The sequence below is a fragment of the Roseitalea sp. genome, from assembly GCF_984466335.1.
The window spans coordinates 11,421-22,935 of sequence record NZ_CFIFWG010000028.1; the positions used below are offsets into that span (position 1 = coordinate 11,421).

Sequence of the window (11,515 nt, forward strand, 5' to 3'; positions counted from 1 at the left end):
CGGGGTGACCTGCGTCCAGGTGTTCTTCTTCCGCACCGGGCAGAACTGGGGCAACCGCGCCTACTTCCCCAAGGCCGACGCGTCGATGGAGCCCGGCGAGGTGCTGGGCGCGTTCGTGTCGCAGTTCTACGACGACAGGCCCTGCCCGCGGCTGATCCTGCTGTCCCACGCCGTCGAGGACAATGCGCTGATCGAACAGGCGCTGACGCTGCGCGCCGGCCGCAAGGTCGCCGTGACCGCGCCCAAGCGCGGCGAAAAGCACGCGCTGGTCGGCCACGCCACGGCGAACGCCAGGGAAGCGCTCGGCCGCCGTCTGGCCGAGACCGCCTCGCAAGGCAAGCTGATGCACGCGCTGGCCGAGACGTTCGGCCTTGAGCGGGCGCCGCGCCGCATCGAGGTGTTCGACAATTCCCACATCATGGGCACCAATGCGGTGGGCGCGATGATCGTGGCGGGGCCGGAAGGCTTCGTCAGGAACCAGTACCGCACGTTCAACATCCGCTCGACCGACATCACGCCCGGCGACGATTTCGGCATGATGGGCGAGGTCATGCAGCGGCGCTTTGCGCGGCTGGTCAGGGAGCACGGACCCGAGCGCGACGAGGACGGCGATGCCGGGACCGATGCCGGCGATGCGGCCCTGCCCGCCTGGCCCGACCTGCTTTTGATCGATGGCGGGCTGGGCCAGCTCAACGCGGTCAGGGCCATCCTAGACGATATGGGCGTGGCCGACCGGATCGCGCTGATCGGCGTCGCCAAGGGCGTCGACCGCGACGCCGGCCGCGAACGGTTCTTCATGCCCGGCCGCAAGGACTTCTCGCTGCCCCCCCGCGATCCGGTGCTCTACTTCATCCAGCGCCTGCGCGACGAGGCGCACCGGTTCGCCATCGGCTCGCACCGCGCCCGGCGCAAGAAGGAGATGATCAGGAACCCGCTCGACGAGATCGCCGGCATCGGCCCCAGCCGCAAGCGGGCGCTGCTGCACCATTTCGGCACCGCCAAGGCGGTCGCGCGCGCCGCGGCCGAGGACATCGCCAAGGTGGACGGCATATCGGACACCATCGCCGCCCAGATTTACGCCCATTTCCATGACGGGGCGTAGTCGCCGGCGGCCGGCGCGCTTGACGCGCCCCGGCCTCGCATGGTGGTTAGACCGCGAACTCATGAACGCGATGGATTGGGCGGATGCAGCGCGATGACCGACACTTCCTCCGAGCACACCTATTCGGTCCCGAACCTTCTGACCTACGGGCGTATCATCGCCGTGCCGCTGATGGTGCTGTGCTTCTTCGTCGAGGGCCGTCTGGTCGCCAGCGATTTCGCCCGCTGGTCGGCGCTGGCGATCTTCGTCATCGCCTCGATCACCGACTATCTGGACGGCTATCTTGCGCGCAAATGGCAGCAGGGCTCGGCGATCGGCAGGATGCTCGACCCGATCGCCGACAAGCTGCTGGTCTCGGTCGCGCTGCTGCTTTTGGCCGCGGAGGGCTCGATCGCCGGCTGGAGCCTGTGGGCGGCGATCATCATCCTGTGCCGGGAGATCCTGGTTTCGGGTCTGCGCGAATATCTGGCCGCGGTGAAGGTCTCGGTGCCCGTCAGCCAGCTCGCCAAGTGGAAGACGACGCTGCAACTGGTCGCGATCGGCTTCCTTCTGGCCGGGCCGGCCGGCGACAGGATCGTCCCGTTCATCTCGGAAGCCGGCCTGGCGCTCCTTTGGGTGTCGGCGCTGATCACGCTCTATACGGGCTGGGACTATTTCCGCTCGGGCATGCGGCACGTCACGGGAGGCTGAATTGGCGCGGCAGGTCAAATTCATCTATTTCGCCTGGGTCCGCGAGCGCATCGGCGTGCCCGAGGAAACGCTCGAACTGCCCGAGGCGGCGCGGACCGGGGCCGACGTGATCGCCTGGCTGAAGGCGCGCGGCGACACTTACGCGCTGGCGCTTGACGATGCGCACGCGATCCGCATGGCGGTCGATCAGGAGCACGCCGATCCGGCAGAGCCGATCGGTCCGGCGCGCGAGATCGCCTTCTTCCCGCCGATGACGGGCGGCTGAGCGCCCGCCATGGCGGCCGCGCCGGACATTGTCGTGCAGGCCGAGCCGTTCGATGCGACGGCCGTGTGCGAGACCATAACGCGGGAGCGGCCCGATATCGGCGCGCTCGTCACCTTCACGGGCCTGTGCCGCGACGAGGGCGGGCGGCTGGCGGCGCTCGAACTGGAACACTATCCGGGCATGGCCGAAGCGGAGATCGGCAGGATCGCGCACCGAGCCTGCGAGCGCTGGCCGGTCGGCGCGCTGACCGTCATCCACCGGCACGGGCTGATCCGGCCCGGCGAGGCGATCGTGCTGGTCGTTGCGGCCTCGGTGCACCGGCGCGCGGCGTTTCAGGCGGCCGACTTCATGATGGACTTCCTGAAGAGCCACGCGCCCTTCTGGAAACGCGAGCATCTGGCCGACGGCACGACAGGTGCATGGGTCGCAGCGACCGAACGGGACCGGGCCGACACCGCGCGCTGGGAAAGGCCAGACTGACGGGCCCGCTCAGGCGGACAGGGCGAACGAGGCGTGCACGATGGCCGTGAAATGGCAGGCCGAGGCGGCGAACACGAAGCCGTGCCACACCGCGTTCTGGTATTTCAGCCCGCTCCATTGATGGAAGATGACGCCGACCGAATAGACCAGCCCGCCGGCGACGATCAGCCAGGCGTCCACGAAGGGCACGCTGGCGAACATCGGCCAGGCCAGCAGCATGCTGGCCCAGCCCATGCCCAGATAGAGAAAGACGGTGTAGCGATCCAGAATGCCGCCGGAAAACAGCTTGCCAGCCGCGCCCGCAAGCGCCGCCGCCCAGATCGTGGCCAGCATCAGATAGGCGAACCCGCCGCCGATCAGCACGACCACGGGCGTGTAGGAGCCGGCGATCTTCAGGAAGATCGCCGCCTGGTCGAAACGGCGCAGGGCCGGCCGCATCCGCGGCCAGGGCGTCATGTGATAGGCGGCCGAAAAGCAGAACAGGGCAAAGACCGTAAGACCGTAGACGATGAGCGCGGTGTTGAGCGGGACCGGCAGCGTGCCGAAAGCGAACGCATAGACAAGGGCGAAGCCGGCCAGGCTCGCGGCGACGCCAAGGACGTGGACGGCGCCGTCGGCGATCCTTTCGCCGCGCGTATAGTCGGGGTAGCAGCCCCCCGCCATGCCGGTCATCCGGCTATCGGACGCAACTGCGTTCACGCCAAGCCCCGTCCCCTGTCCGTTCCACCCATGCTACCGCGGAAAGCTTAGAGTGCGCTTAACGCGGTTCGATAGGCCATTTTGCCATTTCACGCAGTGTTGTATGTGCGTTGAGTCAAACCTCAAACGCCGGACAGTTTCATGACCATCACCAGCGCCCCACCCGATCCGAACCGCTTCCCCCACCATGTGACCGAGCGCCTGCGCTTCGGCGACACGGATCAGCAGGGACACATCAACAACGCGGTCTTCGCCACCTTGTTCGAAAGCGGCCGGGTTGCGTTTCTGTACGACCGCGCGCGCAGCCTGCCGCCGCAAGGCACGCAGTTCGTCATCGCGCAACTGACGATCCGCTTCATGGGCGAGATGACCTTTCCGGGCGAGGTTCTCGTGGCGAGCGGGATTTCACGCATCGGCAAATCGTCGGTCACACTCGCTCAGGCGCTCTTCCTTGACGGAGCGTGCACGGCCGCAGCCGACAGCGTCATCGTTCTGACCGATGCCGAAGCGCGGCGCTCGACGCCGCTTCCCGAAGAGGCGCGGGCGCTTTTCGCCGCGCTTGCCGTCGAGCCCGCCCCGCCGGCATGACAAGGCCGGACGCGCAGGCCCGGCCCGAAGCGCATCGCGCCGCCGGCGCTCAGCCGACGATCTCGGTCTCGGCGAACCAGTAGGCGATCTCCCCGGCCGCCGTTTCGGGCGCGTCCGAGCCATGCACCGAGTTCTCGCCGATCGAGTTCGCATAGAGCTTGCGGATCGTGCCCTCGGCGGCGTCGGCCGGGTTGGTCGCGCCCATGATCTCGCGGTTCCTGGCGATCGCGTTCTCGCCCTCCAGAACCTGAACGACGGTGGGAGCGGACGACATGAAATCGCACAGTTCGTCGAAAAACGGACGCTCCCTGTGAACGGCATAGAAGCCCTCGGCCTGGCGCCGGCTCATCCAGACGCGCTTGGAGGCGACCACGCGCAGCCCGTTCTCTTCGAAAATCGTTGTGATCGCGCCGGTCAGGTTGCGCCTGGTCGCGTCCGGCTTGATCATGGAGAAGGTGCGCTCGATCGCCATCGTGATACCCTTTGTGACGGTGCGTTCGGAAAGGTGGGGAAGATGGCGGCCCTATAGCCGGGCCGGTGCGGGTTGCCAAGGGGCGTTACAAGGGGTGCCAGGGCAATCGCATATGGCCGCGTTCGCGCAAGGCCCGCCGCCGTCATGCGTCATCCTGGGACCCGCGCCTCATATGCGATTGCCCTGCAAGGCGCGCGACCGGCAAGAAGGCTTGCCCGCCTTGCGGGTCTGCGCCAAACAGCGGCCATGTTGCAGATTTCCGACCTCACATTCCGCATCGCCGGCCGCCTGCTGCTCGACGGCGCGTCGGCCACGGTGCCAACCGGCGCCAAATGCGGGCTGGTGGGCCGGAACGGCACCGGCAAGACGACGCTGTTCGGGCTGATCGCGGGCGAGATCGGACCCGAGGCCGGCTCGGTCACGGTCGCCAGGTCCATGCGCATCGGCCAGGTGGCGCAGGAGGCGCCGGGCACCCAGGACACGCTGATCGAGACCGTGCTCGCCGCCGACACAGAGCGCACCGCCCTGCTCGCGGCCGCCCGGACCGAGACGGACCCGGCGCGGATCGCCGACATCCATACGCGCCTTGCCGATATCGACGCCCATTCGGCCGAAGCGCGCGCGGCCTCGATCCTGGCCGGCCTTGGCTTCGACGCGGCGGCGCAGGCGCGCCCCTGCGCGTCCTTTTCGGGCGGCTGGCGGATGCGCGTCGCGCTGGCCGCGGTCCTGTTCACCGCGCCGGATCTGCTGCTGCTCGACGAGCCGACCAACTATCTCGACCTTGAGGGCACGCTCTGGCTGGAAAGCTACATCCAGCGCTATCCGCACACGGTGCTGATCATCAGCCATGACCGCGACCTTTTGAACGCGTGCGCGACCTCGATCCTGCATCTCGAACACCGCGGGCTGTCGCTCTATCGCGGCAATTACGACACATTCGCGCGCACGCGCGCACAAAAGGCGGAGCTGAGCGCCAAGATGGCCGAGAAGCAGGCGGCCCGGCGCAGGCACATGGAAGCCTTCGTCGCGCGGTTCCGCTACAAGGCCTCCAAGGCGCGGCAGGCGCAAAGCCGCATCAAGGCGCTCGAAAGGATGGGCGATGCATCGGCTCTCGTCGACGAATCGGTCGCGCCCATCCGCCTGCCCTCGCCCGCGCGGCAGGCCGCCTCCCCGATCGTCGCGATGGACGCGGTCGATGTCGGCTACGCGCCGGGCGCGCCCGTCCTCAGGCGCCTGACCGCGCGGGTCGACCATGACGACCGGATCGCGCTTCTGGGCGCCAACGGCAACGGCAAGTCGACCTTCGCCAAACTGCTCGCCGGGCGCCTTTCGCCGGACGCCGGCGCGCTGACCCGCGCCGACCGGCTGCGCGTGGCCATGTTCGCACAGCACCAGCTCGACGATCTCGATCCGGGCGCCTCGGCCTATCGGCACTTCCGCGCGCTCTATCCGGACGAGGGCGAGGCCAGGGTGCGGGCGCGCGTGGCCGGGTGCGGGCTGAGCGGCGAAAAGATGGACACGGCCGCGGCCGCGCTTTCCGGCGGTGAACGGGCACGGCTGGCGCTGGCGCTTGCGACCCATGACGCGCCGCATCTTCTGATCCTCGACGAGCCGACCAACCATCTGGACATCGACAGCCGCGCCCGGCTCACCGAGGCACTCAACGCCTATGAGGGGGCGGTGATCTTGATCAGTCACGACCGGCACCTGATCGAAGCGTGCGCCGAGCGGCTGTGGCTGGTCGGCGGTGGAACCGTCGCGCCTTTCGAGGGAGACATGGAGGACTATCGGGCGCTGATCCTCAAGGGCGAGGCGACATCGGGCGATGGGGCCGCGCACTCGGCTTCAAGCGCGCGGACCAAGCGGCAGGAAGCGGCGGCGCGGCGCGCCGAACTGGCGCCCATGCGCAAGAGGATCGGCGAACTGGAAGCGCTGGTCGAAAAGGCCGACAGGGCGATCTCGGCCATCGACGCCGAGTTTCTCAAGCCCGATGTCGCCGCGAACGGGGCGCGGGTCGCCGAGCTTTCCCGCAAGCGGGCCGAGGCCGAACACAAGCGTTCGGCCTGGGAGGACGCATGGCTGACCCTTTCGGCCGACTATGAAGCGGCAGCGGGCGACTAATCGCCCGCGGCGCGGCCCCAGCGGCGCGCCGGCCTTTGCGGCCGCGGCGCGCGCCCATGGCGACGGCGCAGCATGGACAGAAGGGCCGCCAGCAGGCCCAGCCCGACCAGCCCGCCGCACCCGCCCATCGGGCGCGGCGACCGCGCCGGTGAGCGCCATGTCGAGGAAGGAGAGCGGGATGCCGTTGCGGTCGCCTTGGCCGAACACGAACAGATGCTCGCCGTCGCCCAGCCCGGTGATCGGGCCGACGGCCAGGGCGATGCGCCGCCCGTCTTCAAGGCCGCCGGCGGTCGCGCCGCCGGTGCCGTCGATCGTCAGCACCTGCGCGGTCACCGTTCCGTCCGGCCCGTCGAGCACGAAGGTGAAGGTGGTGGGCCCGGCGCCGGGCGCGGGCACGCCCGTGCTGCGCCCGGTGATCCGCATCAGCAAGGGCGCGGCGTCCGGCGACAGGCCGATGCCGGACACGGAGCGGAAGCCGTCGCGCGCGTCATGGATGCGGTAGGTGCCCAGTTCGACATTGTTGTAGGTGTCGAACCAGGTCGGATAGGCCCAAAGACCGATGAAGCCGAACAGGATCGAGGCGATGCCGAGGCGGTACAGCACGGGTTCAGGCCGCCCGTTCCCAGCGCCCCTCGGGCGTCTGTTTCCAGTAGGCCAGATCATGGCCCCCGGCCTTCAGCGCCTTCCACTGTCCACGGGCGTGCCGAACCGCGTCCTCATCGCCGCCGTCGAACATGATGGCGAGGCGCCGATAGGCCGAAAGATCGCCGTCCGCCTCGGCGCCATGGACCAGAAAACGGATCGCCGCGCCATTGGGGTTGCCGTGCGTTGCGGTCACGAAGACCGGATGGTCGCCGGCCGGCTCGTCGCCGTCGCGGCCGTGCGGCAGGAACGAAACCGGCTCATGAGTCCACAGCATCCGGTCCACGGCCTGGCAGGTCTCGGCGTCCGGCACCTGAACCACCGCGTTCCATCGGCGGGCAAGCGCCTTGTCGACAAGGCCGGCAAGCGCCTCGCCGAGCGCGGTTTCGGTCAGATGGTAGAAGGTGACCTCGGTCATGGCGCGCGGTGCCGCATCCTCACCCCTCGAACATGTCGCGCACCCAGCGGTCGAGCAGGCGCACGCCGAACCCCGAAGCCCAGGACTGGTTGATGTCGCCGGCCGGCGAGGCCATGGCGGTTCCCGCCACGTCCAGATGCGCCCAGGGCGTGTCGCCGACGAAGCGTCTGAGGAACTGGGCCGCGGTGATCGAGCCGGCATTGCGGCCGCCGATGTTCTTCATGTCGGCGAACTTGGAGTCGATCATCTTGTCATATTCGGGGCCCATCGGCATGCGCCAGACCTTTTCGCCGGTCGCCTCGCCCGCCCTGGCGAGACCTTCGGAAACCGCATCGTCATTGGAAAACAGCCCGGCGTGATGCTGGCCGAGCGCGACCAGAATGGCGCCGGTGAGCGTTGCCAGATCGACCATCGCGCGGGGCTCGAACCTGTTGCTGCAATAGGTCAGCACATCGGCGAGGACAAGGCGCCCCTCCGCGTCGGTGTTGATCACCTCGATCGTCTGGCCGGACATGGAGGTGACGATGTCGCCCGGCCGCTGGGCCTTGCCGTCGGGCATGTTCTCGACCAGGCCGACCAGGCCGACGGCGTTGACCCTGGCCTTGCGCGCGGCCAGCGCGTGCATCAGCCCGGCCACCGCGCCCGCGCCGCCCATGTCGCCCTTCATGTCCTCCATGCCGCCGGCCGGCTTGATCGAGATGCCGCCGGTGTCGAACACGACGCCCTTGCCGATGAACGCCACCGGCCTGTCCTTCACCTTGCCGCCGTTCCACATCATGACCAGAAGCCGCGGCGGACGCGCCGAGCCCTGCGCGACGCCCAAGAGCGCGCCCATGCCCAGTTCGCGCATTTCGGGCTCGCCGAGCACCTCGGTCTCCACCCCGAGCGCCTGGAGCGCCTCGCCGCGCGCGGCGAACTCCTCGGTGCCCAGCGCGTTGGCCGGCTCGTTCACCAGATCGCGCGCCAGCATCACGCCGCGCGCCACCGCCTCCGCATCGCGCCAGGCCTTCCTGGCGGCGGCGGCATCGGCGGTCTGGATCACAAGTCTCTGCGCCTTGGAACCCTCGCCATCGGCGTTCTTTGCGGTCTTGTATTTCCTGAACGCATAGGAGCGCAGCAGCCAGCCCTGGGCGAAGGCGGCAAGGGCGTCCGCGTCCATCGCCTCATGGGCGATCATGGTCACCTGCGGCTCCTTGGCCATCGCCGCGCGCGCCGCACCACCCAGCGCCAGCCAGCCCGTGTCGGACGCATCGTCCGGCTTGCCCGCGCCGACCACCACGATACGGCTTGCGGGGCTGCCCGCCGGGGCCAGAACGTCGAGCACCGCCTTGGCCTTGCCGGTGAATTCGGCGATCTGCGCGGCGCGGCCGACCACCCCCTCGCCGTCGAGTTCGCCGGCAAGCGCGCCGATATCGGCGTCCTGGGGCGCGACAAGCAGCGCCGCGCCCTTCTTGACAGGGGCGGGTTTGGCGAAGGTGACGGTCGGCGATATGGACATGGGGAGATAAACCTTTGACGGGTCAGGCTACGGATGGCTTGATTTTGGTGCCTCCCGCGGCGATAGCAAGGCCCGAAAGGCGCCGCAATGGTTCATTAACCGTGACGTTTTCCACATTGTTAGCCGTGACGGCTGATGATGGACCCGGCACGACACGCAGCCCCGGCACGGGACGCAGCCCCCGGCACGGGACGGTTGCCGCCGCCCATCCCGGACCGTTCGAAGCGAGGACAGACCCCGCCCGTGAGGACCGTTGAACGCTATATCCTGCGGCGTGTCGCCGCCGCATCGTTCAGCGCGTTCGCGGCGATCCTCGCCGTCGTCTGGGTCACGCAGGCGGTCACGCGCATCGATTTCGCGACCGGCTCGGCCGGCTCGATCGGCGCGTTCCTGACCATGATGGCGCTGCTGACGCCGCAGTTCGTCACGCTCACCCTGCCGTTCGGGCTGCTGATCGGCGCGGTCAACGTGCTCAACGCCATGAACGCCGACAGCGAGATGCCGGTGATGGCCGGCTCCGGCATCGGCCGCATGGCGTTCGCCCGGCCCGTCCTGATCGTCGCGCTCGCCCTTGGCGCCACGATCGCGCTGATCAGCCACCTGGTCGAGCCGCGCGCCAACCGCGCCGTCCGCGACATCGTGGTGGAACTGCGCACCGACCTGCTGGCGGGCGTGATCCGGGACGGCCGCTTCATCGAGGTCGAGGACGGGCTCACCCTTTATGTCGACCGCAAGGAGGCCGGCGGCCGGCTGACCGGCCTGATGATCGCCGACCGGCGCGACCCGGACACCCATCTTGTCCAGTATGCGCGCGAAGCGGTGATCGACGACAGCACCGGAATAAGCCTTCTGGTGCTGCGGGAAGGCCAGTTGCACCGCACCGACGTTTCGACCGGACAGGTCTCGATCATCCGCTTTCAGAGCTACGCCGTCGATCTGGGCGGCTTCAGCAGCGCCGCCGACATGCCGCGCTATCTCCTGCATGAGCGCGAGACCACCTACCTGCTCGATCCCGATCCCGACGATCCGTCCTTGCGAAGCTGGCCGGGCCAGGCGCGGGGCGAACTGCACCGGCGCATGACCGAATGGCTCTATCCGGTCCTGTTCGCCATGGTGGCACTGGTGCTGGCGGGCCAGCCGCGCTCGCACCGCTCAACGCGCACCATCACGGTGGCGCTGGCCTTCGGCGCGGGCCTGGGCTACCGCTGGGGCAGCTATTTCGCCTATAACCAGATCAAGGTCGACGGCGCCCTGTTCTGGCTGCTCTATGCCATCCCGCTGGGCGGCATCGGCCTTTCGCTCATCATGTATCTGCGCGGCTGGACGGTGGCCGTTCCCGACCGGCTGGTGCATCCCGTGCGGGCGCTGGCATTGCGGCGCGCGCGCGCCGCGCCGGGCCGGGCGTGACCATGGCGGCCGGGCGCACATTGCAGCTCTATGTGTTCATGCGCCTGATGCGCATGGTCGGCGGCTTTGCGGCCGGAATCGCCGCGCTGGCGCTGCTCGTCGACTTCACCGAGTTGTCCAGCCGCACGGGGGGCCTGCCCGACTACACCGCCCTTGGAGCGCTGGGCATTTCGGCCATGCGGGTGCCGTTCATCGTGCAGGCGACGCTGCCCTTCGTGATGCTGTTTGCGACGATCGCGACGCTGATCGCGCTGAACCGCAAGCACGAACTGGTGGTCGCCCGCGCCGCCGGCATGTTGGCCTGGCAGTTCCTCGCGCCCACATGGGCAGGGGCGCTGGTGATCGGCATCATCGGCGTCACGGTGCTCAACCCGCTGGCCGCGAACGGCTTTTCGCTTGCGCAGGCGATCGAGGGCGGCTGGCGCGGCGGCGCGCAGAGCGCGCTGTTCGACACGCACGAACCCTGGCTGCGGCAGGGCCGGGAGGGCGGCGGCTCCTACATCATCACCGCCCGTTCGGCGACAAATCAGGATGTGACGCTGTTTGACGCCACCTTCCTTGAAATCGGGGCCGACGAACGCATCGTCGCGCGTCACGACGCGCGGCGGGCGCGCCTGGGCGAGGGCACCTGGCTGCTTGAGGACGTGACCACCAGCGCGCCCCGGCGACGGCCCGTCGAAACCGCCCGAATGGCCGTTCGGACGCGACTTGACGAAACCGTGATCCGCCAGTCGCTGGTGCCGCCGGAGATGGTTCCGGTCTATGCGCTGGGCCGGCAGATCGCGACGGCGCGCTCGTTCGGAGTGCCGTCGGCGCCGTTTTCCATGCAGTTTCATTCGCTTGTCGCCCTTCCCGCCCTGATGGTCGCCATGGCCATGATCGCCGCCACCGTGTCGTTGCGGTTCGTCCGCTTCGGCCAGTCGGCCTCGATGATTGTCGCTGGCGTCACCGCGGGCTTTCTGCTTTATGTCGTCACGGCGCTGGCCAAGTCTTTCGGCAGCGCCGGCGCGATGCCGCCGGTGATTGCCGCGTGGCTTCCGGTGGTTGGCGGGATCCTGTTCGGAATCGGGTATCTTCTCAACCATGAAGACGGGTAATGGGTAGCCGAGGGGGCATGATGGCGCAGAGGCGGC

General features: G+C 68.7%; 12 protein-coding genes. 8 read left to right on the top strand and 4 right to left on the bottom strand.

The window, feature by feature from the left end:
- The 4 genes from AC5E6L_RS04355 to AC5E6L_RS04370 all read left to right on the top strand — a co-directional run.
- On the top strand, positions 1-1,102 hold a 1,102-nt coding region (locus tag AC5E6L_RS04355; RefSeq protein WP_491771524.1), incomplete at its 5' end, for an excinuclease ABC subunit UvrC.
- A gap of 93 nt (positions 1,103-1,195) precedes the next feature.
- On the top strand, positions 1,196-1,792 hold the full coding sequence (pgsA, locus tag AC5E6L_RS04360; RefSeq protein ID WP_491228767.1) for a CDP-diacylglycerol--glycerol-3-phosphate 3-phosphatidyltransferase: 597 nt from the start codon (positions 1,196-1,198) through the stop codon (positions 1,790-1,792).
- A gap of 1 nt (position 1,793) precedes the next feature.
- On the top strand, positions 1,794-2,057 hold the full coding sequence (gene moaD / locus AC5E6L_RS04365) for a molybdopterin converting factor subunit 1 (RefSeq protein WP_491771526.1): 264 nt from the start codon (positions 1,794-1,796) through the stop codon (positions 2,055-2,057).
- A 9-nt stretch (positions 2,058-2,066) separates the two neighbouring features.
- Positions 2,067-2,537 (top strand): molybdenum cofactor biosynthesis protein MoaE, encoded by a 471-nt coding sequence (locus tag AC5E6L_RS04370; protein ID WP_491771528.1) that lies wholly within the window; start codon positions 2,067-2,069, stop codon positions 2,535-2,537.
- Positions 2,538-2,546: 9 nt separating this feature from the next.
- On the opposite strand, the gene trhA is transcribed toward AC5E6L_RS04370, so the two are convergent.
- Entirely contained in the window at positions 2,547-3,236 is a 690-nt protein-coding gene (trhA, locus tag AC5E6L_RS04375; protein WP_491228764.1) for a PAQR family membrane homeostasis protein TrhA, read from the bottom strand.
- Between the two features lie 141 nt (positions 3,237-3,377).
- On the opposite strand from trhA, the gene AC5E6L_RS04380 reads away from it, so the two are divergent.
- Complete coding sequence (locus tag AC5E6L_RS04380; protein WP_491228763.1) at positions 3,378-3,824, top strand: acyl-CoA thioesterase; 447 nt, start codon at positions 3,378-3,380, stop codon at positions 3,822-3,824.
- 49 nt (positions 3,825-3,873) lie between these two features.
- Here AC5E6L_RS04380 and ndk read toward each other — a convergent pair whose 3' ends face one another.
- Positions 3,874-4,296 (bottom strand): nucleoside-diphosphate kinase, encoded by a 423-nt coding sequence (ndk, locus tag AC5E6L_RS04385; RefSeq protein ID WP_491228762.1) that lies wholly within the window; start codon positions 4,294-4,296, stop codon positions 3,874-3,876.
- Positions 4,297-4,542: 246 nt separating this feature from the next.
- On the opposite strand from ndk, the gene AC5E6L_RS04390 reads away from it, so the two are divergent.
- Positions 4,543-6,417: an ABC-F family ATP-binding cassette domain-containing protein gene (locus tag AC5E6L_RS04390; RefSeq protein ID WP_491228761.1), complete on the top strand. Its 1,875-nt coding sequence runs from the start codon at positions 4,543-4,545 to the stop codon at positions 6,415-6,417.
- A 607-nt stretch (positions 6,418-7,024) separates the two neighbouring features.
- Here the strand turns inward: AC5E6L_RS04390 and AC5E6L_RS04395 are convergent.
- Positions 7,025-7,477 (bottom strand): DNA polymerase III subunit chi, encoded by a 453-nt coding sequence (locus AC5E6L_RS04395; protein ID WP_491771532.1) that lies wholly within the window; start codon positions 7,475-7,477, stop codon positions 7,025-7,027.
- A gap of 19 nt (positions 7,478-7,496) precedes the next feature.
- Positions 7,497-8,975, bottom strand: coding sequence for a leucyl aminopeptidase (locus AC5E6L_RS04400; RefSeq protein WP_491771534.1), 1,479 nt, complete (start codon positions 8,973-8,975; stop codon positions 7,497-7,499).
- A gap of 243 nt (positions 8,976-9,218) precedes the next feature.
- On the opposite strand from AC5E6L_RS04400, the gene lptF reads away from it, so the two are divergent.
- Together lptF and AC5E6L_RS04410 are read left to right on the top strand one after the other, a co-directional pair.
- Complete coding sequence (gene lptF, locus AC5E6L_RS04405) at positions 9,219-10,382, top strand: LPS export ABC transporter permease LptF (RefSeq protein WP_491771536.1); 1,164 nt, start codon at positions 9,219-9,221, stop codon at positions 10,380-10,382.
- 2 nt (positions 10,383-10,384) lie between these two features.
- Entirely contained in the window at positions 10,385-11,479 is a 1,095-nt protein-coding gene (locus AC5E6L_RS04410) for an LptF/LptG family permease (protein WP_491771538.1), read from the top strand.
- Positions 11,480-11,515 lie beyond the last annotated feature (36 nt).

What these genes read in the sequence shown, in the direction of transcription:
- AC5E6L_RS04410 (WP_491771538.1), top strand. Translation starts at nt 10,385, where the DNA reads ATGGCGGCCGGGCGCACATTGCAGCTCTATGTGTTCATGCGCCTGATG.
- AC5E6L_RS04370 (WP_491771528.1), top strand. Translation starts at nt 2,067, where the DNA reads ATGGCGGCCGCGCCGGACATTGTCGTGCAGGCCGAGCCGTTCGATGCG.
- pgsA (WP_491228767.1), top strand. Translation starts at nt 1,196, where the DNA reads ATGACCGACACTTCCTCCGAGCACACCTATTCGGTCCCGAACCTTCTG.
- AC5E6L_RS04400 (WP_491771534.1), bottom strand. Translation starts at nt 8,975, where the DNA reads ATGTCCATATCGCCGACCGTCACCTTCGCCAAACCCGCCCCTGTCAAG.
- AC5E6L_RS04380 (WP_491228763.1), top strand. Translation starts at nt 3,378, where the DNA reads ATGACCATCACCAGCGCCCCACCCGATCCGAACCGCTTCCCCCACCAT.
- AC5E6L_RS04390 (WP_491228761.1), top strand. Translation starts at nt 4,543, where the DNA reads ATGTTGCAGATTTCCGACCTCACATTCCGCATCGCCGGCCGCCTGCTG.
- AC5E6L_RS04395 (WP_491771532.1), bottom strand. Translation starts at nt 7,477, where the DNA reads ATGACCGAGGTCACCTTCTACCATCTGACCGAAACCGCGCTCGGCGAG.
- ndk (WP_491228762.1), bottom strand. Translation starts at nt 4,296, where the DNA reads ATGGCGATCGAGCGCACCTTCTCCATGATCAAGCCGGACGCGACCAGG.